Here is a 25,768-nt window from a genome sequence, read left to right as displayed (position 1 = left end):
AACGCACCCCGGGCCCTGACCCGGCCCGGGGTGCGTCACATCACATCGAACGAGGTCGTCAGCCGAGGTCGCCCGTGGCCGTACGCTCGGCCAGCCGCACCAGGGTGCGGACGGCGGAGCCGGTGCCGCCCTTGGGGGTGTAGCCGTGCGGCGCGCCCTCGTGGAAGGCCGGGCCGGCGATGTCGAGGTGGGCCCAGGTGATGCCCTCGCCGACGAACTCCTGCAGGAACAGACCGGCCACCAGGCCGCCACCCATGCGGACACCCATGTTCGCGATGTCGGCGGTGGGGGAGTCCATGGTCTTGCGCAGCTCGGCGGGGAGCGGCATCGGCCAGGAGGACTCGCCGACCTCCTCGGCGATCTCGTGGATCGACGTACGGAAGGCGTCGTCGTTCGACATGATGCCGAAGGTGCGGTCGCCGAGGGCGAGCACCATGGCGCCGGTCAGCGTGGCGACGTCGACGATCGCGTCCGGGTTGTCCTCGGAGGCCTTCGTCAGCGCGTCACCGAGGACCAGCCGACCCTCGGCGTCCGTGTTGAGGACCTCGACGGTCTTGCCGCTGTACATGCGCAGCACGTCACCGGGCTTGGTGGCGGAGCCCGACGGCATGTTCTCGGCGAGCGCGAGCCAGCCGGTGACGTTGACCCGCAGGCCCAGCTTCGCGGCCGCGACCACGGAGGCGAAGACGGCGGCGGCGCCGGCCATGTCGCACTTCATCGTCTCGTTGTGGCCGGCCGGCTTCAGGGAGATGCCGCCCGAGTCGTAGGTGATGCCCTTGCCGACGAAGGCCAGGGTCTTCTCCGCCTTCGGGTGCGTGTACGTGAGCTTCACCAGGCGCGGCAGGTTCTCGGAACCCTTGCCGACGCCCATGATGCCGCCGTAGCCACCCTTGAGCAGGGCCTTCTCGTCCAGCACCTGGACCTTGATGCCGTTCTCCTTCGCGGCCGCGGAGGCGACCGCGGCGAAGGCCTCGGGGGTCAGGTCGTTCGGCGGGGTGTTCACCAGGTCACGGGCGACGTTGACCTCGGCCGCCACGACCGCGGCGCGCTCGATCGCGGCCTTGTGCTCCTTGTCGCGGGGCTTGGCGCCGAGCAGGGCCACCTCGGCCAGCGGGGCCTTCGGGGCCGCGCCCTTGGCCTCCTTGCGGACCTTGTTCTCGCCGCCCTGGTAGGTGGTGAACGCGTACGCGCCCAGCAGCGCGCCCTCGGCGACGGCGGTGACGGCCGAGGCGTCCTCCAGCGGGAGGGCGAAGGCGGCCTTCTTGGTGCCGTGCAGCGCGCGGGCGGCGGCGCCGGCGGCGCGGCGCAGCACCTCCTCGTCGAACGACTCGTCCTTCTCGGGGACGGAGCCGAGCCCCACCGCCAGCACGACCGGGACCTTGAGGCCCGCCGGGGCCGGCAGCTTGGTGATCTCGCCTTCGGCGCCCGAGGCGCCCAGTGCGTCGAGGACGCCGGCGAGCTTACCGTCGTACGCCTTGTCCACGGCCTCGGCGCCCGCGGCGACGATCGGTCCCTTGGGGCCCTTCGCCACGCCGACCACGAGGGCGTCGGCGCGGAGCGTCGCCGCGCCGGCAGTGCTGAGAGTCAGAGCAGTCACGGTGGTGAAGTCTCGCTTCCGTTTGTGTGTGTGGGCCGAGTGGGTGGACGGCCATCCGTAGCGATCGTATTCGGGCCCGACAGCCGCCAGAAATGAGCCTACGCGTACGCGCTCGTCCGTACGTCACTCGAAGGTTTGGCAAGTTGTTCGATCAAGCGGCCATCAGGTTCACCCATCTGTGGACTCTGCTCCAGGTTTGCCTCGTAGACCTGACGAGGTCCGAAAGACTCGGTCCACTCTCGCAAGGGGACGCGGGGTTCCTTTGCATGATTTCCACAGAGCTTCCCAGGTCCGGCTGTCCGCCAAGGGCCGAGTCAAGGGATGCCTGCGGGGGGAAAGGCCGAAAATGGTCAACAAGAACCGGATGAACAGGGTCGCCGCGATGATGGCGGTAGCTGCCCTGGTATCCGTGGCAGTACCCGCCGCGACCGCTCAGGCGGCCGCGACACCGCGCATCGACCTGAAGGTGCTGGTCGTCGACGACGGCGGCAGCTCGGTCGAGGCGATCACCGCGGAACTCCGCGACACGGGGGTGCCCTACACCCGCGTCCAGCTGGGCAGCAGCGGCCGCCCGGTCATCAACGCGGGCTTCCTCAGCGACACCGTGGACGGCCGTCCGCGCGCCAAGTACCAGGGTGTCGTCCTGCCGAACGAGAACCCGTTCGGCGAGGGTTCGGCCGAGATGGCCGCCCTCACCACCTACGAGACCACCTACGGCATCCGCCAGGTCGACGCCTACACCTGGGCCCACCCGGGCGTCGGGCTGGAGTACACCGACAACGGCGGCTACAGCGGACAGCTCGACGGCACCCAGGCCGCCGTCACCACCGCCGGCAAGGCGGGCCCCTTCGCCTACCTCGGCGGCCAGGTCACCTTCGAGGACAACTCGGCCCTGGTCCCCGAGAGCTTCGGCTTCATGGGCAAGCCGCGCCCCGGCTACACCAGCTACGTCGACGCGCCCGTCGGCTCCGGCCGGGCCTCGCTCGTCGGCGAGTACACGCACGACGGCCGGAGCGAACTGGTCGTCACCTTCGGCTACAACCAGTACCAGCAGCAGTTCCGGCTGCTCGCCCGCGGCATCGTCGACTGGCTGACCCAGGGGGTGCACCTCGGCCAGAGCCGCAACTACTTCGCGGTCCACGTCGACGACGTCTTCGCCCCCGACGCCCGCTGGAACAAAGACCTGAACTGTACGCCGGGCGACTACGCCTGCGCGGGCGGCGAGGGCAAGGAGAGCACCATCCGGATGAGCGCCGCCGACGCCGTGTACGCGGCGCAGTGGCAGACGTCCAAGAACTTCAAGCTCGACATGCTCTTCAACGGCGGCGCCGGGGAGGAATGGAAGGCCGAGAACGGCGGCGTCGACGCGCTGACCGCCCAGCTCGTCGCCGACCGCGCCAAGTACCGCTGGATGAACCACACCTACACCCACCCGTTCCTCGGCTGCGTCCAGAACACCGCTGTCACCCCGTGGACCTGCACGAAGAACTCCGCCGGCGCGATCCAGTACATGAGCCGCGCCGAGATCTCCGCCCAGATCCGCGACAACAACAACTGGGCCGCCACCAAGGGCATCACCACGGACAAGACCGAACTGGTCACCGGTGAGCACTCCGGCCTCAAGACCGCACCGCAGCAGCCCGTCGACAACCCCAACCTGGCCGGCGCCCTCGCCGACAACGGGGTCAAGTGGGCGGGCAGCGACAACTCCCGCGAACCCGCGCAGCGCGCGGTCGGCGCCGCCCTCACGGTCCCCCGGCACCCGATGAACGTGTACTACAACACGGGCACCAACGCCGAGATGGCCGACGAGTACAACTGGATCTACACCAGCCGCGCCCAGGGCGGAAGCGGCGTCTGCGAGGACAACCCGGCGACCTCCACCTGCCTGCCGGCCCCGCTGAACGTCAACACCGGCTACCTCGACAGCATCGTCCCGGCCGAGGCCCGCACCGCCCTGCGCCACGTCCTGGCCAACGACCCGCGGCCGCACTACGTCCACCAGTCCAACCTCGCCGAGGACCGGACCCTGTACCCGGTCCTCAACCAGGTCCTCGACACCTACCGCGCCCTGTACGCCCCCAGCGCGCCGATCGTCAACCAGTCCATGAAGGACACCGGCGTCGAATTCCAGCGCCGCGCCGCCTGGGACAAGGCCCTCGCGGACGGCAAGGTCACCGCCTACCGCATCGGCAAGGACGTCACCATCAAGGCCCCCTCCGGGGTCGTCGCCCCGGTGACCGCGCCCACCGGCACCAAGAAGCAGCTGCTGCTCGGCACCGCCGACTTCGGCACCGCGTACGCCGGTACCCGCTCCACCTGGGCCGGTCCTGAGCTGCTCCAGAGCGCCGTCACGCTCAAGCTGCCCAGCTGACCGTCCCGCAAGCCACCACGAGTACCACCTAGCGCCGGCGCTCCGCGAAACCCACGGGCGCCGGCCCCTTTTCCGTCCTGGGGGGACACACCGCATGAGTCATGGGCGTCACGTCACCATGCTCACCGAAGGCACCTATCCGCACGTCCACGGGGGAGTCAGCACCTGGTGCGACCAACTGGTGCGGGGGATGCCCGAGGTGGATTTCAACGTCATAGCCCTGACCGGCTCCGGACGAGAGCCGGTCACCTGGGAACTGCCCCGCAACGTCTACCGGCACACCGCCTTCCCGCTGTGGGGGCCGCTCCCGTCCCGCAACCGCCGGTCCGCCCTGCGCGGCAGGGCCCACCGCCGCTTCACCGAGGTCTACGAGAGCTTCCTGCTCTCCCTGCTCGACCCCGAGCCCGATCCCGCCCGGCACAGCTTCTCCGAAGCCCTGCGCGAACTGGCCGTCCTGGCCCGGGCCGGAAAGCTCGCACCGGCCCTGCGCTCCGAGTCCGTCCTGCGGCTCCTGATGACCGTATGGACCCGGCCCGGACTCGTCACCGCCGAGGCCGCGCCCACCATCCACGACGCGCTCACCGCCACCGACCTGCTGGAACACGCACTGCGCCCGCTCGGTGTCCGGATCCCGCCCGACAGCGTCGCCCACGCCGTCAGCAGCGGCCTCGCCACCCTCCCGGCCCTCGCCGCCAAGTACCTCGACGGGGTCCCCTTCCTGCTCACCGAGCACGGCATCTACCTGCGCGAGCGCTACCTCGGCTACCGCAGCGCCGCCCAACGCTGGCCCGTCAAGGCCCTCATGCTCGGCTTCTACCGCGAACTCAACACCGAGGGCTACCGGCAGGCCGACCTGATCACCCCGTGCAACCAGTACAACCGCCGCTGGGAGGAACGCGGAGGCGCCGAATCCGACCGCATCCGCACCGTCTACAACGGCGTCGACCCGCACGCCTTCCCCGAGGCCGGACCCGAACCCGACGTGCCCACCCTCAGCTGGTGCGGCCGCATCGACCCGATCAAGGACCTCGAAACCCTCATCCGGGCCTACGCCTTCATGCGCGAGGAACTGCCCGCCCTGCGGCTACGCCTCTTCGGCCCCGTGCCGGCCGGCTGCGAGGAGTACAAGCTCCGCCTGGAGAAGCTCGCCGCCGAACTCGGCGTGACCGACGGGATCACCTACGAGGGCCGCATCGACCAGGTCGCACAGGCCTACGCGGCCGGCAGCGTCGTCATGCTCTCCTCCATCAGCGAGGGCTTCCCCTTCAGCATCATCGAAGCCATGTCCTGCGGCCGCACCACCGTCTCCACCGACGTCGGCGGAGTCCGCGAGGCCGTCGGCGACACCGGCCTCGTCGTCCCGCCGCGCGAACCCGAGACCATGGCCCGCGCCACCCTCGCCCTGCTCCGCGACGACCTACGCCGGGCCGAACTCGGCCGGATGTCGCGCAAGCGGGTCGTGGAGAAGTTCACCCTCCACCAGTCCGTGGACGGCTTCCGGCACATCTACCGCGAACTCGCCGGCCAGCCCGTCCTGCCCGTCCACGCGGGCGACGAATGGACCCAGCGGCTCGCCGACCCCTGGTACCGCGAACTCGCCGCCGACGGGAGCCTGTGGTGAGCGGATCCCTCTGGCTCAAGCCACCCGGCCCCGGAGCCGGCGCCGACACCCTCCCGGCCGTCCCCCGGCCACGCCGCGGCGCCGACGTCACCGCGGCCGACGCCGCCGCCGACCCGATCGACGAACTCGCCGAACGCCTCGACGTGTTCATCGCCTCGGCCGTCCACCCCGACGAGATCGCCGCCATCCTCGAATCCGACGGCATGACGGACGAGTACATCCGGCTCACCTACGGCCGGCACGACTCCTTCGGACTCGCCGAGGAGCTCTACACCCGGGTGCCCCGCTCCTTCCCGGAGCCGGGCGCCGCCCCCGACCCCTGGAAGGTGTCCCTCACCGCCTGCCTGCTGCGCGGGGTGATCTTCGCCCTGCCCGGCCTGGCCTACCTGCTCGGCGCGCCCCTGCTCGAAGGCCCGCAGGACCGCCTCGGCCTGCCCGCCGGAACCCTGACCCTGCTCGCCGGCGCACTCATCGGCTGGGTCTGGGACCAGACCCTGTCCCACCGGGCCTACTCCTGGCTCGGCCTCGGCGACCGGCGCGCCGCCGGGCGGACCCTGCTCGTCGGCGCCCCCGTCGGCGCCCTCCTGGGCACCGCCGCCGCCCTGTCGGTGCCCGGCGGGCCCCCGTTCTCCTACGCCTTCGCCGCCGGACAGGCCTTCTACGTCGGGGCCGCCACCGTCCTGCTGGTCCTCGGCCGGGAACGGGTCCTGCTCTGCGCCCTCGCCCCGATGGCCGTCGGAGCAGTGCTCGCGCTCTTCGTCGACCTGCCCGTACCGGTCCGGGTGACGCTGCTCGTGACGTCCCTGCTGGCCGCCTGCACCCTGGCCCTCCGGGAACTCCCGCTGGCCGCCGGGCTACGGGCCGCCGCGCGCCGGATCCGCACCTCGGCGGCCCGCCGCCCCGGCCAGGGCCCCGTGCGCTGGCAGATGCTGCGCGGCGCCGAGGAGGACTTCGTATCCCGCGGGCCCCGGATCGGGGACTCGGTCCCCTACGGGGTCTTCGGCCTCGGCACCGGACTGCTCGTGCTGTACGCCGCCCTCGGCGAGGTCCTCGCCGGAGGCCCCGCCGAAGCGGTCGCCGCCCCCTCGGCGGTGGCCCTCACCCTCAGCATGGGCCCGGCCGAATGGCTGCTCCACCGGTTCCGCAGCGGGAGCCTCTCCGGGCTCCAAGGGGCCCGCTCGCCCCGGGCCTTCCGGCGCCGGATGCTCACCACCCTGACCCGGTGCCTCGCCGTCTACCTGACCGTCCTGCTGGCCCTGGGGCTGGTCGGCACCCTGCTCTGGCCCGACGCCCCCGTCCTCACCGGGGTCCGGATCGCGACCCTGCTGCTGCTCGGGGCCGTCATGTGGACCGGGCTGCTCCTGCAGTCCTTCGGAGCCGTCCGTCCCGCGGCCGTCGTCTGCTCCTCGGCCGCCGTCGCCCAGAGCCTGGCCCTGCTGACCGGGCTGGGCCAACCCCGCGCCGTCCAACTGGTCGTGGCCGGCGCGGCCGCCGCCGTCCTGGCCGCCCTGGTCTGCCTGCTCCTCGGCCGAGCGACCGCCCACCGATGAAGCACCATCCGTCCGAGAAGAAGGACCCCATGCTGCTGGTGCCCCTCTACGAGCATCCCGCCGACCGGCCGGAAGCCTGGGAGCGTCTCATCCGCTCCGCCGGCCGGCTGCACTCGGTGGTCCTCAACCCCGACAGCGGACCGGGCGCCGCCCGCGACGAACGCTTCGCCACCGTCGCCGAGCGGCTGCGCGAGGTCGGCGTACCCGTCCTCGGATACGCCGACACCGACTACGGGCGGCGCCCGCACGCCGAGGTGGTGCAGGACCTGTTGCGCCACCGCGACTGGTACGCCACCGACGGGGCCTTCCTCGACCAGGCCTCCGCCGACCCGGAACTGCTCCCGCACTACGGGCGGCTCGCGGTCGCCGCCCGAGCCGCGGGCGCCCAGACCCTCGTCCTCAACCACGGGGTCCACCCGCACCCCGGCTACGCCGAACTCGCCGACCTGCTCGTCACCTTCGAGGGCCCCTGGGACGCCTACCGGGACGCGGCCGCCGTACCGCCCTGGACCGCCGACCATCCGGCCCATCGGTTCTGCCACCTCGTGTACGGGGTCCCGCCGGGCGCGCTCGCCGCCCGGCTCGCCGAGGAACTCGCCGCCGAACGCGGAGCCGGGGTGCACTGCGCCGTCCCCGGCAGCGGCGCGCACCCCTGGGGGACCCTGCCGTACGCCTTGGAGGCGGCGGGATGAGGAAGCTCGCACTCCTGCTGGCCGTGCCCCTGCTGCTGCTCGCCGCCTGTACGAGCCCGCCGCCCGAACCGGACCGGGAGGAGCTGTCGCCCGACCCGGCGCCGGGGGAGCGGTGGCAACCGAAGCCGGGGGTCGGCTGGCAGTGGCAGCTCACGGGGAAGCTCGACACCTCGGTGAAGGCGGCCGTCTACGACATCGACGGGTTCAACACCACGAAGGAGCAGCTCGCCACCCTGAAGAAGGCGGGCCGCAAGACCATCTGCTACCTCTCCACCGGCGCCTGGGAGGACTTCCGTCCGGACGCCGACGCCTTCCCGAAGGCACTGCTCGGCGAGGGCAACGGCTGGGACGGCGAACGCTGGCTGGACATCCGGGCCCTGGCACAACTGGAACCGCTGATGGCCAAGCGGTTCGACATGTGCAAGGCGAAGGGCTTCGACGCGGTGGAGCCCGACAACATGGACGGCTACGCCAACCGGTCCGGCTTCCCGCTGACCGCGGACGACCAGCTGAAGTACAACCGCCTGATCGCCCGGCTGGTGCACGACCGGGGCATGTCGGTGGGACTCAAGAACGACCTGGACCAGATCCCGGAACTGGTCGGGGACTTCGACTTCGCGGTGAACGAGCAGTGCATGGAGTACGAGGAGTGCGACCGGTACGCGCCGTTCATCGACGCGGGCAAGGCGGTCTTCCACGTGGAGTACGAGGGCCGCCTGAACCGCTGGTGCCCGCGGGCCCGGGCGGCGAAGTTCAGCTCGATGCAGAAACGGTACGACTTGGATGCTTGGCGCCAGGTCTGCCAGTAGCCCGGCCGGCACCCCAGCAACCCACTTCCCGCAGCACGGGGCACCTTTCCGGATTCGCCGGGCCCACGTCCGGCTCCACCGGCAGTCTCGGACAGGCCTGGGCCAACTTCAGCCTCGCCGGCGTTTGAGGCGCGGGGTCTGGGGCGGAGCCCCAGGGAACCCGGCTCCGCCGGGCACCGGGCTCCGCCCGGACCCGCGCCTCAAACGCCGGCGAGGCTGGATATGCCGGACCCGGGCTGGATATGCCGGACCCGGGCTGGATATGCCGGACCCAGGCTGGATCGGCCGGACCCAGGCTGGGATGGCCGGACCGAGGCTGGATGTGCCGAGGCTGGGTTCGATCGACCGGGGGCGGGGCTGCTAGCCCAGGGGGAGGATGGCGTGGACGCGGTAGCCGCCGCCGAAGCGGGGGCCCGCGAAGCAGGTGCCGCCCAGGGCGCCGGTGCGTTCGCGCATGCCGAGGAGGCCGTGGCCCCCGCCCGGGTCGGCGGGCTCCGGCGCCGGGTCCGCCGGTTCACCACCGTCGTCCAGGACCGTCACCTCCACCGACGGCCCCACCCGCACCACGCTGACCTCCGCCTTCGCCCCCGGCCCCGCGTGCTTGCGGACGTTCGTCAGCGCCTCCTGGATCACCCGGTACGCCGCCAGGTCCACCGCAGCCGGCAGCGGCCCCGCCGCCACGTCCTCCAGCTGGACGATGACCTCCACCGGCAGTCCGGCGTGCCGGAAGGTGTCCACCAGTTCGTCCAGGACGCCGAGCCCCGGCGCGGGCTCCGTCGGGGCCTCCGGGTCGCCGGACTGCCGTAGCAGCCCGACCGTGGCCCGCAGTTCGTTCAGCGCCGACCGGCTGGCGTCCCGTACGTGCGCCAGTGCCTCCTTGGCCTGGTCCGGGCGCTTGTCCATGACGTGCGCGGCCACTCCCGCCTGCACGTTGACCAGTGCGATGTGATGGGCGACCACGTCGTGCAGGTCCCGGGCGATCCGCAGCCGCTCCTCGGCGACCCGCCGCCTGGCCTCCTCGTCCCGGGTCCGTTCGGCGCGCTCGGCCCGTTCCCGGATGGCGTCGACGAAGGCCCGCCGGCTGCGTACGGCGTCGCCGGCGGCCGCGGCCATCCCGGTCCAGGCGAAGATCCCGATGTTCTCCTGCGCGTACCAGGGCAGCGGCCCGGCCAGCATGGCCACACCCGTCAGCCCCGCCATGGTGAGCACCCCGATCCGCCAGGTCGTCGGCCGGTCGGTGCGGGAGGCCACCGTGTACAGGGCGATCACGGTGCACATCGCGACGGGGGCCCGCGGTTCCCCGGTGGTCAGCTCCAGCAGGGACAGCCCGCAGGTCACGGCGAGCACCGCGCGCGGCTGCCGGCGCCGGAACACCAGGGCGGTCGCGCCGAGCAGCATCAGCAGCAGCGAGAACGGCTCGGGGGTGCGCGTCCCGAAGGTGGGCCCGTGCGGCCCGTGCGGATCGGCGAAGGAGCCGAGGACCATGGCGACGAACGCCCCGAACGCCAGCACGGCATCGGTGGCGAGCGGATGGGTCCGCATCCACTGCCGGGTGGGGGCGAACGGCCCGAGGTCTGTCGTCACCCGGATACCGTACGGCCTCATCCGCCGGCGCCCCCTACGGCGGAGGGTGGGGCCCCAGCGGCACGTGCGCCCGTACCGGCCCCCAGCGGGCCCGCACCACGCACACCGCCATGACGGCGGTGATGGCCGCCAGGTGTTCCTTGCCCGCCAGGTTGTCCTTTACCAGCACCTCGCCGATCATCGCCAGGATCACCAGGGCGCCGGTCAGGTACGCCCGGTAGCGCCAGCAGAGGTAGATGGCCAGCCCGACCACCGCCGCCGAGGGCCCGGTGTCGTTGACGATCCGGTCGGACACCGGCAGGCCGAGGGGATGCTCCGGCCCGAGCGCGAGCCCGATCCGCGCGTACGTGGTCCCGGCGAGGGTGGCGACGTAGCCGATCAGCAGGGTGCGCCACCAGCCGATGCAGATCTCGGCGATGCCGAAGACGAGCAGGATCTGTGCGAGCGCCCCCCACACCGGCAGGTCCAGGGCGGGGACGAACAGGGACAGCGGGGTGCGCAGGAGGGCCAGTCCGAGCGGGTCGGCGGCTTTGACCGATCCGAGGTTCTGGACCGGCTGGAACCCCCAGGAGGTGTTCTGCACGATCTGGAAGACCGAGGTCAGGCAGACCGCGCCGATGGTCATCGGGATCGCCCGCCATCTGTCGCGGACGAGCGCGTCCCGGACGGTCCAGAACATGGGTCCCCACTCACGGCGGGCGAACTGCCCGAGTGGGGACGTGTTCCACGCTGTCAACGGCGGGTCTCCAGGTGTCTGCGGTGCAGCCACTTCGGAAGGCCGGGGGCCTCCAGGAAGCCCTCGGCCCGGCCGGCCGCGACACCGATCCGCAGCAGGTCCGAACTCTTCTCGAAGAGCATGAACCGCGGTTCCCAGATCGGCCGGTATTTGGCGTTGGCCCGGTAGAGGGACTCGATCTGCCACCAGCGGGAGAAGAAGCTGAGCAGCGAGCGCCACATCCGCAGCACCGGACCGGCGCCGAGGCGGGAGCCGCGCTCGAAGACGGACCGGAACATCGCGAAGTTGAGGGAGACCTGGGTGACCCCGATCTCCTTGGAGCGTTCGAGGAGTTCGATGACCATGAACTCCATCAGGCCGTTCTCGGAGTCCCGGTCCCGGCGCATCAGGTCCAGCGACAGACCCTTGGGTCCCCACGGTACGAAGGACAGCACGGCCCGCAGTTCGCCGTTGCCGTCGGTGCACTCCAGCATCACGCACTGGCCGTCCGCGGGATCACCCAGTCGGCCCAGCGCCATGGAGAAGCCGCGCTCGGTGGCGCCGTCGCGCCAGTCGTCGGCGCGGCGCACCAGCTCGGCCATCTCGTCGGCCGGGATGTCGTCGTGCCGGCGGATGCGCACGCTGTACCCGGCCCGCTTGACGCGGTTGAAGGCCTGTCGGACGGTCCGCATGGCGCGGCCCTCCAGGGTGAACTCGGCGGTCTCGACGATCGCCTCGTCACCGAGTTCGAGGGCGTCCAGGCCGTGCCGGGCGTAGATCTGCCCGGCCTCCTCGCTCGCCCCCATCACGGCCGGTACCCAGCCGTGCTCGCGGGCCTCGGCCAGCCACGGGTCGATGGCGCCCGGCCAGGCCTCGGGGTCGCCGATCGGGTCGCCGGAGGCCAGCGAGACCCCGCCGACGACGCGGTAGGTGACGGCGGCCTTGCCGGTGGGGGACCAGATGACGGACTTCTCGCGGCGCAGCGCGAAGTAGCCGAGCGAGTCGCGGTCGCCCTGCCGGGCCAGCAGCGCCCGCAGCCGCTCCTCGTCCTCCTCGCTGATCGGGTCGACGGCGCGGCGCGAGCGGAAGGCGGCGAACAGCACGGCGAGCAGCAGCAGCATCGACATGACGTTGATGACGACGTCCACCCAGCCGGGCGTGGTGATCGCCTCGGAGGCCCGCTCACCGGGCGTGAGGGTGATCAGCCGCATCACGCCGTACCACCAGCGCTCCGGGAAGGAGGCCTCGGCGCTCAGCGGGGAGGTGTTGGTGGCGCCGACGAGCAGCGCCGCGATCAGGGAGGTGAGGAGCAGGCCGACGGCGGCGACGGCGCTGGCGAGCGTCGGGTTGGACCGGTCGCCCTTGGCGTAGAACTCGCGTCGGCCCAGCAGCAGGGCCCCGGTGAAGGCGGCGGTCAGGACCAGGGAGACCCAGTTCTGCGCGTGTTCACGGATCTCCTCGTGCGTGGAGAGCGCGTTGGCGAGGAGCAGGGCCAGGAGGCCGCTGAGGACGAGGTTGAGGATCCAGGAGGCCCGCTTGCGGCGGCCGAGGGTGACGGCGAGCAGCAGGGTGAACAGCCCGGAGGCGAACCCCGCGGTGAGCATGTACGGGGTGTAGAAGTCCTCGACGTTGTGGCGTCTGAGGTCCTGCCCGAGCGAAACCCACACCGCGCTGAGGAAGTTGATGAAGGTGACGGCGCGCAGGTACCACACCGCGAAGGCGGCGCCGTGCCGTGAACGGGCGCTTCCGCGGCCGGTCTCCCGGCCGCTGCCCGCTGCTTTGCCGGCGGGGTCGCCGCCGGTCTCTTTCCTGCCGGCTGACGAACCGGTCGCCGGTACGGCGCTGCGGTCGGTCTCTGCGCTGGTCAAACGGACCTCTCCCATAAAAAGCGATCATATGGGGCGCAGCTGTCCGTCATTGTGCGGTCGGGGGCCACGGCCTGGTCAGGACCGCGGGCCCCGGCGGCTCATTCCGTCGGCTCCTCCGCCGCCCGCTCCGGGAGTTCCGCCGCGAGTGCGGCGGCCGCCTGGACGAGGGGGAGAGCCAGCAATGCCCCGGTGCCTTCACCTACTGTGACGCCGTGATCGAGCACGGGGTTGAGCGCCATTCGGTCAAGTGCCTTCGCCTGGCCCGGCTCGCCGCTGGCCTGTCCGGCCAGCCACCAGTCAGGAGCCCGGAACGCGGCCCGCTGGGCCACCAGCCCGCACGCGGCCGAAACGACACCGTCAAGGATGACGGGGGTACGGCGCACCGCGCACTGGAGGAGGAATCCGGTGATGGCGGCCACGTCCGCACCGCCGACCGCGGCGAGCAGCGCCACCTGGTCGCCGAGGACCGGGCGGGCCCGGCGCAGCGCGTCGCGGATCGCGGCACACTTGCGCATCCAGGCCAGGTCGTCGATGGGCAGGCCGCCGCGGCCGGTGACCACCGAGGCGTCGGTTCCGCACAGCGCGGCGACGAGGGTCGCGGCGACCGTGGTGCCGCCGACGCTGAGGTCACCGAGGACGACCAGGTCCGTCCCGGAGTCGGCCTCCTCGTCGGCGATCCGCATTCCGAGCCGCAGCGCGGCCTCGGCCTCCTCGACGGTGAGCGCGTCCTCCACGTCGATCCGGCCGCTGCCCCGTCGGACCCGGTGCCCGACCACGTCCGCGGGGAGCAGTTCGGGGTCGCAGTCGAGCCCGGCGTCGACGATCCGTATGGTGGCGCCGAGCCGGCCGGCCAGGACGGCGACGGGGCTGGCGCCGTCCAGGACGGCCCGCACCAGTTCGTGGCCGGTGGACGCGGCCCGGGCGGAGACGCCCGCGGCGGCGATCCCGTGGTCGGCGGCGAACAGCACCACGCGCGGGCGTTCGATCGGCCGGACCGGAACCCGACCCTGCGCGGCGGCGAGCCACTCGGCGAGTTCGTCGAGCCGGCCCAGCGCGCCGGGCGGGACGGCGAGGCGCTCACGGCGTTCCTCGGCGTCACGCCGGACGCCCCCGTCGGGGCGCTCGATCAGATCGGAGAAGTCGTCGAGATTCAGCGTGCTCATCTGCCAGAGAGTACAGCCGGTAAGGCCCTCCCTCAGGCCTTGGGCGCCCGGTTCCGGCCCGGTCGCGGAACGGCGGAACACCCGCCGGCGAACCGGCCGTCGGACCCGCCGGCGATCTCCCGTCGGCGCGCCGCGCCGACGCCTCCCCCGCTGCTCCCGCGCTACTCCTTGAGTACGGTCACCAGGCCCGCGACGACGAGGAGCACGTGCTCGCACTCGCCCGCGACGGCCGCGTTCAGCCGACCCAGCTCGTCCCGGAAGCGACGGCCCGAGGAGGTCGCCGGGACGACGCCCGAGCCGACCTCGTTGCTGACCAGCACCACCGGACGGCGGGTCGCGCGGACGGCCGCCACCAGTTCGGCGGTCCGCTCGGCGAGTTGCTGCCGCCCGCCCTTGGCCCACACCTCGTCGTCCCAGGCCCCGGCCCGGTCCATCGCGTCCGTCAGCCACAACGCCAGGCAGTCGATCAGCAGCGCCGGCCCGTCGGCGGCCAGCAGCGGTACCAACTCGCACGTCTCCACCGTCCGCCAGCTCGCCGGCCGGCGCTCCCGGTGCAGGCCGACCCGCTGGGCCCATTCCGCGTCGCCGTCCCGGGTGCCTCCGGTGGCCACGTAGACCACCTCGGGGAAGGACTCCAGCCGCCGCTCCGCCTCCACGGACTTCCCGGAGCGGGCCCCGCCCAGCACCAACGTCCGGCGCGGCAGGTCCGGCACCACCGCGTACTCCCCGACGATCACGGTCGTCCCGTCCGGCACCGCCCGCGCCCCGGCGGCCGCGCACCGGCGCTCCAGCTCCCGGCCCGGCGGAATGTCGTGGTCCAGGTGGACGGCGATCACGTCCGTGCCGGGGCCGACGGCGCCGCTCGCCCGCAGCCGCGCCAACGCCTCGGGCCGGCCCAGCACGTCCATGAGGACCATGTCGTACGGGCGCTGCCCGGCCCGGTCGGCGACCCCGGCCGGGGCCCCGCCCGGCGGCAGGTACAGCAGCCGGACGCCGTCCGGGCCGGTCACCTCGTACCCGGTGCCCGGCGCGTCCATCGGCACCGCCCGCACCCGGTGCCCGGAGATCACCGCGAGCTCCCGCCCGTCCGGGACCCGCCCGGCGGCCGGCAGGCCGGGCGGCAGCTCGACCGCGGGCCCGTCGTGCGGGTGGGTCAGCAGCACCTGCCGTACCCCGGCCAGGGAATGCCCGGCCCGGGCGCCCGCCAGCACCGCCCCGGGGGTCAGGTCCAGCAGCAGCGCCCCGTCGACGAGCACGGCCGTGGCGGCGCGGGAGCGCGTGCCGACGGACACGGCGCAGGCCGCACAGGGGCAGCCGGGGCGGGGCAGCCCCTCGGGTGTTCCGGTGCCGAGCAGAGTGAGTTCCACAGGATGATCCTCCCGCGTCGCCGAGACTGCTGCGCGCCCGGTTACTCTGCGGGCACACTCAGGACAGGAAGCGTGCGAGCAACGGAGGCGGACATGGCGTGGACGTGGCGGTTCGAGACGGCCGACGGCACCGAGACGAGCCCGTCGGTGGTACCCGAGGAGTTCACCACGCAGGGGGACGCGGAGTCCTGGGTCGGTGAGTACTGGAAGGACCTGCTGGAAGGCGGCGTCGAGCAGGTGAAGCTGTCCGACGACAGCGGGACGGAGCTCTACACGATGAGCCTGCGGGCCGCACTGGACGCGTAGCCCTGCCGGAGGCTCGGTGGAGGAAGGGGCGGGCCGGGGGGAGAACCCCCGGCCCGCCCCTTCTCGCGCATGTTCCGTACGGACCCGCACCGGCCGGTGATCCGGTCGGCAGGGTCAGCCCCGGACCCCGCACAGGTGCAGCAGCGCGGCCACACCCCGGTAGGGGTCGATCCGCCCGGCGCGGTCCTCGGCGGCCAGCAGCCGCTCCAGCTCCTCGTCGGGCGGGAGGACCTCGCCCGCCTCGGTGCCGTCGGTGAAGACGCGGACGCCGTACCAGGACTGCAGCGGCGCACCGATCCCCGACAGGGTGGCCGTCAGTCCGGCCAGCCGGTCGGCGCGGACGTCCAGGCCGAGCCGGTTCGTGTAGTCGGTGGAGTCGAACGCGGCCAGCGCGCCCTTCCAGTCACCGTCCAGGCCCGGCCGCATGGCGAGCGCGTCGCCGTTGCGCACCAGCAGGGACAGCAGTCCGCCGGGGGCCAGCATCCGGGCCAGCCCGGCCAGCATCGCGTCCGGTTCGGGCACGTACATCAGTACCCCGTGGCACAGCACCACGTCGAAGCTGCCCGGCAGGAAATGGGCGCCGGTCTCGCGCCCGTCCCCTTCCAGGAGGGTGACCCGGTCACGGATCCCTTCGGGCTCCGCGGCCAGCGCCTCACGGGCGACGGCCAGCATCCCGGCGTCCTGCTCCAGGCCCGTCACCTTGTGCCCGGCGCGGGCCAGCCGCAGTGCCTGCGTGCCCTGGCCCATGCCGACGTCGAGCACGCGCAGCCGCTGCCCGACCGGGAAGCGCTGCGCGATCTGCTCGTCGACCTGTCGGCCCACGAGCTCCTGCCGGACCGCGTTACGCAGTCCGCCCAGGCCTTCCAGCCAGAGCCGGGCGCCTTCCGCGAAGCCTTCCCCCGAGGCGCCGGGCGTGGCTCGGCTCAGGGCCGTTCCCCACGCTTGACCTGGGGCTTCGGGAGACGGAGCCGGCGCATCTGGAGGGTGCGCATGAGGCCGTAGGCGATGGCGCCGCGGCGCGGCTCGTCCGGGAACCGCGTGACCAGGGCCTTGCGGAGGCGGAAGACCAGGCCGACGGAGTCGAGGAGGATCAGGACGATCACACCGAGCCACAGCATCAGCGCGATGTTCTGGATCGCGGGCTGCCGCACCATGCTCAGCACCAGGATGACCACCGCCAGGGGCAGGAACATCTCGGCGACCGAGTAGCGGGAGTCCACGTAGTCGCGGACGAACCGGCGCACGGGACCCTTGTCACGGGTGGGCAGGTAACGCTCGTCGCCGTTGGCCAGCGCTTCGCGCTGCTTGGCCATCTCGGTACGGCGACGCTCACGGGCTCGCTTGGCATCCTCCTTGCGATTGCCGGTCGAGGCCACCACGGCCTTGCGCTGCGACTGGGCCACAGCACGCTTCGGCGTAGGGCGGCCCTTCGGGGCCTGCGGGTCACGGGGCTGCGAGAGGTCGGCGCTCACCTTGTCGGTGGCGGCGGCCTTCTCTTCCTTGGAGGAGCGGCTACCAAACACAAAACCCAAGCCTACGTGGTTGCGGGCATGGGCCCCACCCCGCTGGGGAACGATCCGGCAACGGCGGGCGTCCTTCCCCTTGCACGGTCCGTGCGGTGGGCCCGCTCTCCTGGGATCACCTACTCCTTACGCCTGATGGGGCGGGGGCGTAGTCGTCCTGGAGGAGGAGCGCATCCGTACTCGAACAGTGCGGTAATGGAGACAGGGCCCGTACTGTGGGTTCTGTCGGTGACCTGGAGCACAGTCCGTCTAGAAGGGGGCGCGCGAAGCCCATGAGCGGTGTCATGAAGCGTATGGGGATGATCTTCCGCGCGAAGGCGAACAAGGCCCTTGACCGGGCCGAGGACCCGCGCGAAACCCTCGACTACTCGTACCAGAAGCAGCTGGAGCTGCTGCAGAAGGTGCGTCGCGGAGTCGCCGACGTGGCGACCTCCCGCAAGCGCCTGGAGCTGCAGCTCAACCAGCTCCAGGGGCAGTCCGCGAAGCTGGAGGACCAGGGCCGCAAGGCCCTCGCCCTGGGCCGCGAGGACCTGGCCCGTGAGGCCCTGTCCCGGCGCGCCTCGCTCCAGCAGCAGGTCAGCGACCTGGAGGTGCAGCACCAGACCCTCCAGGGCGAGGAGGAGAAGCTGACGCTGGCCGCCCAGCGGCTGCAGGCCAAGGTGGACGCCTTCCGCACGAAGAAGGAGACCATCAAGGCCACCTACACGGCGGCCCAGGCGCAGACCCGGATCGCGGAGTCCTTCTCCGGCATCTCCGAGGAGATGAGCGACGTCGGCCTGGCCATCCAGCGCGCCGAGGACAAGACCGCGCAGTTGCAGGCCCGCGCCGGCGCGATCGACGAGCTGCTGGCCTCCGGAGCGCTCGACGACCAGAGCGGCCTCGGCTCCAAGGACGACATCCAGGCCGAGCTCGACCGCCTCTCGGGCGGTACGGACGTGGAGCTGGAGCTCCAGCGCATGAAGGCCGAACTGGCGGGCGGCCCGGCCGCCCAGCAGCAGGCCATCGAGGGCGGCGCCCAGGGCAACGGGCAGCAGCCGCAGGCTCCGCACCGGTTCGACAAGCAGTAGGACGGGGCCCGTCATGATTGTCCGCATCATGGGGGAAGGTCAGGTGGAAGTGGCCGACAGCCACTTCCCCGAGCTCAACAAGCTGGACGACGAACTGCTCGCGGAGATGGAGGGCGGTGACGAGGACGGCTTCCGGCGGACGCTGGGCGCGCTGCTCGACGCCGTACGGCGGCTCGGCACGCCGCTCCCGGACGACGCGCTGGAACCGTCCGAGCTGATCCTCCCCGCGGCGGACGCCGGGCTGGACGAGGTCAGGGAGATGCTCAGCGACGACGGCCTGATCCCGGGCTGAGCCCCGGACCGGGTCACCGACAGCACGGCGGCGGGCCCGTCCCCTCTCGGAGGGGACGGGCCCGCCGCCGTCGTCAGGGCGGGGGCGGTTTCTCCAGGGACACGCGGTGATCCGGGTCAGGGGTCCCGCCGATGAAGTTCTCGAACGCGCGGCGCGGCCGCGCCCAGCGCCGGTCGTGGTGATAGGCCCGTAGCTCGGTCTTGGCCCGGGCGCGCGGCCGGTTCGCGTAGAACCGCTTCGCGTACGGGGATCCGGGCCGGGCCAGCCGGATCGCGCCGACCAGCGCCACCAGGGGGACGACCAGGCCGAAGAGCGCGGTGCGCGCCTTGCCCTTCCACAGGGCGAGGAGGGCCAGGAAGAAGTTGGTGGCCCCGTTCATGACGACCAGGCCCCGGCTCTGGCGCTCCTCGCTGGACAGGTCGTTCACCCCGAAGGGCACGAATCCGCCGATGACCAGGGCCACGACGGCGGCCGTGACGACCACGAGCTCCACGCTCTTGCGGCCCTGCTCGCTCCAGTACACGTCGTCGAGGTGCAGGATCAGCGCGAACTCGTCCAGGACCAGGCCCGCACCGAGGCCGAAGATCACGGCGGAGACGTACGCGCCGAGGCCGTAGCGGCCGCTGCCGACCGCGCCGAAGCCGCCGATGACCACGAGGATCACGCCCGGCACCACGTGGTGGATGTGCAGACCGCCCGGAGTGACGTTCTTGAAGGGGCCCCGGCCCGCCCGGATCATCCGGGTGATCACACGGGTGACCAGGAACGACATCACGAACGCGAGCAACGCGAGGAGAAGCGGCAGCTTCCCCGGTTCGACGATGTTCCGATACCACCAGTGACCCATCCCACTGACTCCCTGTTTGGCATGTAATGGGTAATTTACCGCCCGCGACGAGCGGGTACCGTTCCCGCCGATGACAGATTCGTTCGACGGCCCGCCCCAGACGCCGCCCGCGGAACGCGCCTCGTTCCTCGACGGCGTCCGTTTCGCGTTCGGCACCCTCACCGTGCTGCCCGCCCGCATCACCCGCTGGGACCGCCCCGCCGCCCGCACCGGAATGGCCTGCGCCCCGCTCGCCGGACTGGCCGTCGGCGTGCTCGCGGCCCTGCCCGGAGTGCTCCTGCTGCTGCTCGGCGCCGGACCGCTGCTCGCGGCGACCCTCACCGTCGCCGGACCGGCCGCGCTGACCCGGGCCCTGCACCTGGACGGCCTCGCCGACACGGCCGACGGCCTCGGCAGCGCCAAACCGGCCGACGAGGCCCTGCGGATCATGAAACAGTCCGACATCGGCCCCTTCGGCGTCGTGACCCTCGTGATCGTGCTGCTCCTCCAGGTGGCCGCCCTGTCCGAGATCTACGCCGACAGCTGGATCCGGGGCGCCCTCGCCGCCGTCGTCGCCGCCGTGTCGGCCCGCCTCGCCATGACCCTGGCCTGCCGCGAAGGCGTCCCGGCGGCCCGACCCGGGGGACTGGGCGCCGCCGTCGCCGGGGTGGTCCCGCGGCGCGCCGCCGCCCTGATCGCCGCGCTCACCGTCGCCGCGGCCGCGGCCGCCGCCCTGCCCATGGGCCTGCCCGCCGCCGGCCGGAGCGCGGCCGCGGTCCTCGCCGCCCTGCTCGCCGCGCAGCTGCTGCTCCGCCGCTGCGTACGCCGCTTCGACGGGGTCACCGGCGACGTCTTCGGCGCCCTGGCCGAGGTCGCGGCGACCACCGCCCTGATCGTCCTCGCCCTCGGCTGAGGGTGGCCGGCGCTGCCGCGTACCCTCACCCCGTGGACCACACTGCGACGGACCTGCCCTCCGCCGCGCCCGTCAGGGTGCTGCTCGTCGACGACCAGGCGCTGCTGCGCAGCGCCTTCAAGGTGCTCGTCGACTCCGAACCGGACATGGAAGTCGTCGGGGAGGCCTCCGACGGGGCCCAGGCCGTCGAACTCGCCCGCCGCACGCGCCCCGACGTCGTCCTCATGGACATCCGGATGCCCGGCACCGACGGGCTCGCCGCCACCCGCATGATCAGCGCGGACCCGGACCTGGCCGACGTGCGCGTGGTGATGCTGACGACCTTCGAGGTCGACGAGTACGTGGTCTCGGCCCTGCGGGCCGGCGCCTCCGGCTTCCTCGGCAAGGGCGCCGAGCCGGACGAACTGCTCAACGCCATCCGCGTCGCCGCGGCCGGCGAGGCGCTGCTCTCCCCGGCCGCCACCAAAGGGCTCATCGCCACCTTCCTCGCCCAGGGCGGCGGCACCGACCCCGCCGGCGCCGCGGCCTCGGCCGGGTCGCACGCCCAACGGCTCGCCGCACTGACGGTCCGGGAGCGCGAGGTCCTCGTACACGTGGCGGCGGGACTGTCGAACGACGGGATCGCCGGGCGGCTGGAGGTCAGCCCGCTGACCGTCAAGACCCACGTGAACCGGGCGATGGCCAAGCTCGGCGCCCGCGACCGGGCCCAATTGGTGGTTATTGCCTACGAATCAGGACTGGTCCGCCCACGCGCGGAGTAGCACCGCCCCGTACGACGTACTCCAGACGCGGTATGCCGCACATAAGGACGGCACCTGCGAGCGACGAAACGCGCGACCGCGGTGCGACAGGGTAGGAGTGCCCTCGCGTTCGTCACTGCAGAGAGATCTCATACCCATGTCCTGGCTGTCCCGCTTCAGCCTGGCCCAAAGGGCCCTGGTCGGCCTCGTGTCGATCGTGGCGCTCCTCTTCGGCGCCATAGCCATCCCGCAGCTCAAGCAGCAGCTGCTGCCCTCCATCGAATTGCCGATGGTGTCCGTGCTCGCGCCGTACCAGGGCGCCTCGCCCGACGTGGTCGAGAAGCAGGTCGTCGAACCGATCGAGGCCATGCTCAAGGGTGTCGACGGCCTCACCGGCATCACCTCCACCGCCAGCGAGGGCAACGCCCTCATCATGGCCACCTTCGACTACGGCGACAGCGGCACCAAGCAGCTCGTCGCCGACGTCCAGCAGGCCGTCAACCGGGCCCGCGTGCGGCTGCCCGCCGAGGTCGACCCGCAGGTCGTGGCCGGTTCCACCGACGACATCCCGACCGTCATCCTCGCCGTCACCTCCGACAAGGACCAGCAGGCGCTCGCCGACCAGCTGGAACGTTCCGTCGTGCCCGTCCTCTCGGACATCGAGGGCGTCGGCCAGGTCACCGTCGACGGAGTCCAGGACCTCCAGGTCACCGTCACCCCCGACAACGCCAAGCTCGCGGCCGCCGGCCTCGACGGCGCCTCCCTCGCCCAGGGCCTCCAGGCGGGCGGCGCGGCCGTCCCCGCCGGTTCCTTCGACGAGGCGGGCAAGAACCGCACCGTGCGCGTCGGCGGCGGCTACACCTCCCTCGCCCAGATCGAGGAACTGCGCCTGAGCCCCGGCCCGGGCAAGCAGGCCGTCCGCCTCGCCGACGTCGCCACCGTGAAGCAGGAGCCGGCCAAGGCCGTCTCCATCACCCGCACCAACGGCAAGCCCAGCCTCGCCCTGGTCCTCACCATGGACAAGGACGGCAGCGCCGTCGCCATCTCCGACGCGGTCAAGGACAAGCTCCCCGAGCTGCGCACCGCGCTCGGCGCCGGCGCCGACCTGACCGTCGTCAGCGACCAGGGCCCGGCCGTCGCCAAGTCCATCTCCAGCCTCACCACCGAGGGCATGCTCGGCCTGCTCTTCGCGGTGATCGTGATCCTGGTCTTCCTGGCCTCGCTGCGCTCGACGCTGGTCACGGCGGTCTCCATCCCGCTGTCCGTCGTCCTCGCGCTCATCGTGCTGTGGACCCAGGACCTCTCGCTCAACATGCTGACCCTGGGCGCGCTCACCATCGCCATCGGCCGCGTCGTCGACGACTCGATCGTGGTCCTGGAGAACATCAAGCGCCACCTCGGCTACGGCGAGGAGCGCGAGGCCGCGATCATCACCGCGGTCAAGGAGGTCGCCGGCGCGGTCACCTCCTCCACCCTCACCACCGTCGCCGTCTTCCTGCCGATCGGCCTCACCGGCGGCATGATCGGCGAGCTCTTCGGCTCCTTCTCGCTCACCGTCACCGCGGCCCTGCTGGCCTCGCTGCTCGTCTCGCTGACGGTCGTACCGGTGCTCTCGTACTGGTTCCTGAGCGCACCCAAGGGCGTCGAGCCCGGCAACGCCGAGAGCGCGGCCAAGGCCCGCCGCGAGGCCGAGGAGAAGGAGGCGCGCAGTCGCCTCCAGCTCTTCTACGTCCGCGTCCTGGGCTTCGCCACCCGCCGCCGGCTCACCAGTGTGGCCATCGCGGTGGTCGTCCTCTTCGGCACCTTCGGGATGACCCCGCTGCTGAAGACCAACTTCTTCGACCAGGGCGAGCAGGAAGTCCTGACGGTCAAGCAGGAGCTCGCCCCCGGCACCTCGCTGGCCGCCTCCGACGAGGCGAGCCGCAAGATCGAGCAGGTGCTGTCCTCGGTCGACGGCGTCAAGAGCTACCAGGTCACCGTCGGCTCCTCCGGCTTCCTCGCGGCCTTCGGCGGCGGTACGGGCTCCAACCAGGCCTCGTACCAGGTCAGCCTGAAGGACTCCGGCAAGGCGGACGCCGTCAAGAAGGGCATCGAGAGCAAGCTGGCCGCCCTCGACGGCATCGGTGAGACCCGCATCGTCGCGGGCGACGGCTTCGGCAGCCAGAACCTCAGCGTGGTCGTCAAGGCCGGTGACGGCAAGATCCTCGCCGAGGCCGCCGAGCAGGTCCGCGTCGAGGTCGCCAAGCTCAAGAACGTCGCCGACGTGCAGAGCGACCTGTCCCAGTCCGTGCCCCGCATCTCCGTGACCGCCACCCCCAAGGCGGCCGAGGCCGGCCTGAACCAGGCCGCGCTCGGCGCGATCGTCGCGCAGGCCGTCCGGGGCAACCCGGCGGGCAAGGCCGTGCTCGACGACACCGAGCGGGACATCGTCATCAGGTCCGCGCAGCCGGCCACCACCCTGGCCGAACTGCAGGCGCTCCCGGTCGGCCCGGTCAAGCTCGGCGACATCGCCGAGGTCAAGGAGGTCCCCGGCCCGGTCGCGATGACCCGGATCGACGGCGCCCGCGCCGCGACCGTCACCGCCCGGCCGCTCGGCGACAACACCGGCGCGGTCAGCGCCGAGCTGCAGACCAAGCTCAAGGCCCTGGACCTGCCCGAGGGCGCCACCGCCTCCATCGGCGGCGTCTCCGAGGACCAGGACGAAGCCTTCGGTTCGCTGGGCCTGGCCATGCTCGCGGCCATCGCGATCGTGTTCATGCTGCTCGTGGCGACCTTCCGGTCGCTGATCCAGCCGCTGATCCTGCTGGTGTCCATCCCGTTCGCGGCGACCGGCGCACTCGGCCTGCTCATCGCCACCGGCACCCCGATGGGCGTCCCGGCGATGATCGGCATGCTGATGCTCATCGGCATCGTGGTGACCAACGCGATCGTCCTGATCGACCTGGTCAACCAGTACCGCGCCCAGGGCCTGGGCGTCGTCGAGGCGGTCATCGAGGGCGGCCGGCACCGGCTGCGCCCGATCCTGATGACGGCCCTGGCGACGATCTTCGCGCTGCTGCCGATGGCGCTGGGCGTCACCGGCGAGGGCGGGTTCATCTCGCAGCCGCTCGCGGTCGTGGTGATCGGCGGCCTGGTCAGCTCCACCCTGCTGACGCTGCTGCTGGTGCCGACCCTCTACACGATGGTCGAGCTCCGCAAGGAGCGTCGTCGTGCCAAGCGCTCGGCGAAGCGCGAGGCCCGCCTGACGGTGGTCCCGACCCCCGCCGCCTCGGAGGACGAGGTCCCGGCCAAGGCCTGACACCCGTCGCACGACAGCCGAAGGGCCGCCCCTCGCTACGAGGGGCGGCCCTTCGGGCGTGCGCGGGGGAGGACGGCGGCTACGGGAGCGCCAGCATCCGCTCCAGCGCGAGCTTCGCGAAGCTCTCCGTCTCCTTGTCGACCTGGATCTGGTTGACGAGGTTGCCCTCGGCCAGGGACTCCAGGGTCCACACCAGGTGCGGGAGGTCGATGCGGTTCATCGTCGAGCAGAAGCAGACCGTCTTGTCGAGGAAGACGACTTCCTTGTCCTCGGCGGCGAATCGGTTCGCCAGGCGGCGGACCAGGTTCAGCTCGGTGCCGATGGCCCACTTGGAACCGGCCGGGGCCGCCTCCAGCGCCTTGATGATGTACTCCGTCGAGCCGACGTAGTCCGCGGCCGCCACGACCTCGTGCTTGCACTCGGGGTGGACCAGGACGTTCACGCCGGGGATCCGGGCGCGGACGTCGTTGACCGAGTCGACCGAGAACCGGCCGTGCACCGAGCAGTGCCCGCGCCACAGGATCATCTTGGCGTTCCGCAGCTGCTCGACGGTGAGGCCGCCGTTCGGCTTGTGCGGGTTGTAGAGCACGCAGTCGTCCAGGGACATGCCCATGTCGCGGACGGCGGTGTTGCGGCCCAGGTGCTGGTCCGGGAGGAAGAGGATCTTCTCGCCCTGCTCGAACGCCCACTCCAGGGCCTTCTTCGCGTTGGACGAGGTACAGATCGTGCCGCCGTGCTTGCCGGTGAAGGCCTTGATGTCCGCGGAGGAGTTCATGTACGAGACGGGCACCGTGGTGTCGGCGATGCCGGCCTCGGTCAGCACGTCCCAGCACTCCGCGACCTGCTCGGCGGTGGCCATGTCGGCCATCGAGCAGCCGGCGGCCAGGTCCGGCAGGACGACCTTCTGGTCGTCCGAGGTCAGGATGTCCGCGGACTCGGCCATGAAGTGCACGCCGCAGAAGACGATGTACTCGGCCTCCGGCTTGGCGGCCGCGTCCTTGGCCAGCTTGAAGGAGTCGCCGGTGACGTCCGCGAACTCGATGACCTCGTCACGCTGGTAGTGGTGGCCCAGGATGAAGACCTTGTCCCCGAGCTTCTCCTTGGCCGCGCGGGCACGCTCCACGAGGTTCGGGTCCGACGGCGAGGGCAGGTCGCCGGGGCACTCCACCCCGCGCTCGCTCTTGGGGTCGGCCTCACGGCCGAGCAGCAGCAGGGCAAGGGGCGTCGGCTGGACGTCCAAGGGCTGGGCGGTGGTCACGACACGCACCCTTTCTGTTCTGCGACAAGGATTTCTGGATCATCGCTTCGACTTCTCGTCTACTTGACGTTATCTATCATAACCGCTTCACGTCAGTTTGACGATGCCGATAGTGTCAATGTGACGCATCAGCCCACGATTCGCCGGGCCCACCCCCTCGCGCGGTGTGCGAGCATGGAATATCTGAAACAAGCGTCGGGTCCCG

Annotated in this window: 21 protein-coding genes; 11 read left to right on the top strand and 10 right to left on the bottom strand. The window is 71.9% G+C overall.

The window, feature by feature from the left end; genetic code table 11:
* Window positions 1–58: 58 nt before the first annotated feature.
* Complete coding sequence (locus OG624_RS12920) at window positions 59–1,597, bottom strand: leucyl aminopeptidase (RefSeq protein WP_033221929.1); 1,539 nt, start codon at window positions 1,595–1,597, stop codon at window positions 59–61.
* Between the two features lie 346 nt (window positions 1,598–1,943).
* Here OG624_RS12920 and OG624_RS12915 point away from each other — a divergent pair, with 346 nt between their 5' ends.
* From OG624_RS12915 to OG624_RS12895, 5 genes are all read left to right on the top strand, one after another.
* The gene (locus OG624_RS12915; RefSeq protein WP_266357766.1) at window positions 1,944–3,971 is read left to right on the top strand and encodes a hypothetical protein; all 2,028 of its coding nucleotides are present in this window, start codon (window positions 1,944–1,946) and stop codon (window positions 3,969–3,971) included.
* 94 nt (window positions 3,972–4,065) lie between these two features.
* A complete protein-coding gene (pelF, locus tag OG624_RS12910) occupies window positions 4,066–5,592 on the top strand; it encodes a GT4 family glycosyltransferase PelF (protein ID WP_033221927.1) in 1,527 nt (508 codons plus the stop codon).
* Complete coding sequence (locus tag OG624_RS12905) at window positions 5,589–7,142, top strand: hypothetical protein (RefSeq protein ID WP_033221925.1); 1,554 nt, start codon at window positions 5,589–5,591, stop codon at window positions 7,140–7,142. The genes pelF and OG624_RS12905 overlap by 4 nt, the downstream gene beginning before the upstream one ends.
* Window positions 7,139–7,834 carry a spherulation-specific family 4 protein gene (locus tag OG624_RS12900; protein ID WP_266357769.1) on the top strand — a complete coding sequence of 232 codons (696 nt, stop codon included), beginning with the start codon at window positions 7,139–7,141 and terminating at the stop codon, window positions 7,832–7,834. Before OG624_RS12905 ends, OG624_RS12900 begins: the two co-directional genes overlap by 4 nt.
* The gene (locus OG624_RS12895) at window positions 7,831–8,643 is read left to right on the top strand and encodes an endo alpha-1,4 polygalactosaminidase (RefSeq protein ID WP_266357771.1); all 813 of its coding nucleotides are present in this window, start codon (window positions 7,831–7,833) and stop codon (window positions 8,641–8,643) included. Before OG624_RS12900 ends, OG624_RS12895 begins: the two co-directional genes overlap by 4 nt.
* Window positions 8,644–9,003: 360 nt before the next feature.
* On the opposite strand, the gene OG624_RS12890 is transcribed toward OG624_RS12895, so the two are convergent.
* The 5 genes from OG624_RS12890 to OG624_RS12870 all read right to left on the bottom strand — a co-directional run bounded on the left by OG624_RS12890 (window position 9,004) and on the right by OG624_RS12870 (window position 15,340).
* Window positions 9,004–10,227 (bottom strand): sensor histidine kinase, encoded by a 1,224-nt coding sequence (locus OG624_RS12890; protein ID WP_033221918.1) that lies wholly within the window; start codon window positions 10,225–10,227, stop codon window positions 9,004–9,006.
* A gap of 34 nt (window positions 10,228–10,261) precedes the next feature.
* Window positions 10,262–10,906 (bottom strand): hypothetical protein, encoded by a 645-nt coding sequence (locus tag OG624_RS12885; protein WP_033221916.1) that lies wholly within the window; start codon window positions 10,904–10,906, stop codon window positions 10,262–10,264.
* Between the two features lie 53 nt (window positions 10,907–10,959).
* The gene (locus tag OG624_RS12880; protein WP_033221914.1) at window positions 10,960–12,825 is read right to left on the bottom strand and encodes a phosphatidylglycerol lysyltransferase domain-containing protein; all 1,866 of its coding nucleotides are present in this window, start codon (window positions 12,823–12,825) and stop codon (window positions 10,960–10,962) included.
* Window positions 12,826–12,908: 83 nt separating this feature from the next.
* The gene (cobT, locus tag OG624_RS12875; protein ID WP_033221912.1) at window positions 12,909–13,973 is read right to left on the bottom strand and encodes a nicotinate-nucleotide--dimethylbenzimidazole phosphoribosyltransferase; all 1,065 of its coding nucleotides are present in this window, start codon (window positions 13,971–13,973) and stop codon (window positions 12,909–12,911) included.
* Window positions 13,974–14,134: 161 nt separating this feature from the next.
* On the bottom strand, window positions 14,135–15,340 hold the full coding sequence (locus OG624_RS12870; RefSeq protein ID WP_033221911.1) for a bifunctional adenosylcobinamide kinase/adenosylcobinamide-phosphate guanylyltransferase: 1,206 nt from the start codon (window positions 15,338–15,340) through the stop codon (window positions 14,135–14,137).
* A 93-nt stretch (window positions 15,341–15,433) separates the two neighbouring features.
* On the opposite strand from OG624_RS12870, the gene OG624_RS12865 reads away from it, so the two are divergent.
* Window positions 15,434–15,646 (top strand): hypothetical protein, encoded by a 213-nt coding sequence (locus tag OG624_RS12865; RefSeq protein ID WP_030731088.1) that lies wholly within the window; start codon window positions 15,434–15,436, stop codon window positions 15,644–15,646.
* Window positions 15,647–15,760: 114 nt separating this feature from the next.
* On the opposite strand, the gene OG624_RS12860 is transcribed toward OG624_RS12865, so the two are convergent.
* Together OG624_RS12860 and OG624_RS12855 are read right to left on the bottom strand one after the other, a co-directional pair.
* Window positions 15,761–16,504, bottom strand: coding sequence for a class I SAM-dependent methyltransferase (locus OG624_RS12860; RefSeq protein WP_371589802.1), 744 nt, complete (start codon window positions 16,502–16,504; stop codon window positions 15,761–15,763).
* A gap of 65 nt (window positions 16,505–16,569) precedes the next feature.
* Entirely contained in the window at window positions 16,570–17,178 is a 609-nt protein-coding gene (locus OG624_RS12855; protein ID WP_106971430.1) for a DUF3043 domain-containing protein, read from the bottom strand.
* A 263-nt stretch (window positions 17,179–17,441) separates the two neighbouring features.
* Between OG624_RS12855 and OG624_RS12850 the strand changes: the two genes are divergently transcribed.
* Together OG624_RS12850 and pspAA are read left to right on the top strand one after the other, a co-directional pair.
* The gene (locus OG624_RS12850) at window positions 17,442–18,236 is read left to right on the top strand and encodes a PspA/IM30 family protein (protein WP_078909381.1); all 795 of its coding nucleotides are present in this window, start codon (window positions 17,442–17,444) and stop codon (window positions 18,234–18,236) included.
* A 13-nt stretch (window positions 18,237–18,249) separates the two neighbouring features.
* Complete coding sequence (gene pspAA / locus OG624_RS12845; RefSeq protein ID WP_033221909.1) at window positions 18,250–18,528, top strand: PspA-associated protein PspAA; 279 nt, start codon at window positions 18,250–18,252, stop codon at window positions 18,526–18,528.
* Window positions 18,529–18,601: 73 nt separating this feature from the next.
* On the opposite strand, the gene OG624_RS12840 is transcribed toward pspAA, so the two are convergent.
* Window positions 18,602–19,375: a hypothetical protein gene (locus OG624_RS12840; RefSeq protein ID WP_161295781.1), complete on the bottom strand. Its 774-nt coding sequence runs from the start codon at window positions 19,373–19,375 to the stop codon at window positions 18,602–18,604.
* Window positions 19,376–19,445: 70 nt separating this feature from the next.
* On the opposite strand from OG624_RS12840, the gene OG624_RS12835 reads away from it, so the two are divergent.
* From OG624_RS12835 to OG624_RS12825, 3 genes are all read left to right on the top strand, one after another.
* A complete protein-coding gene (locus tag OG624_RS12835; RefSeq protein WP_033221902.1) occupies window positions 19,446–20,267 on the top strand; it encodes an adenosylcobinamide-GDP ribazoletransferase in 822 nt (273 codons plus the stop codon).
* A 32-nt stretch (window positions 20,268–20,299) separates the two neighbouring features.
* On the top strand, window positions 20,300–21,028 hold the full coding sequence (locus OG624_RS12830; RefSeq protein WP_051763398.1) for a response regulator: 729 nt from the start codon (window positions 20,300–20,302) through the stop codon (window positions 21,026–21,028).
* A 136-nt stretch (window positions 21,029–21,164) separates the two neighbouring features.
* Entirely contained in the window at window positions 21,165–24,305 is a 3,141-nt protein-coding gene (locus OG624_RS12825; protein WP_033221900.1) for an efflux RND transporter permease subunit, read from the top strand.
* A 79-nt stretch (window positions 24,306–24,384) separates the two neighbouring features.
* Here OG624_RS12825 and nadA read toward each other — a convergent pair whose 3' ends face one another.
* Window positions 24,385–25,572 (bottom strand): quinolinate synthase NadA, encoded by a 1,188-nt coding sequence (nadA, locus tag OG624_RS12820; RefSeq protein ID WP_030731114.1) that lies wholly within the window; start codon window positions 25,570–25,572, stop codon window positions 24,385–24,387.
* Window positions 25,573–25,768 lie beyond the last annotated feature (196 nt).

Origin of the sequence: Streptomyces virginiae (assembly GCF_041432505.1) — a bacterium.
GTDB lineage: Bacteria > Actinomycetota > Actinomycetes > Streptomycetales > Streptomycetaceae > Streptomyces > Streptomyces virginiae_A.
The sequence above is the reverse complement of the archived record's forward strand: the minus strand, read 5'-3'. Positions and strand labels throughout refer to the sequence as shown.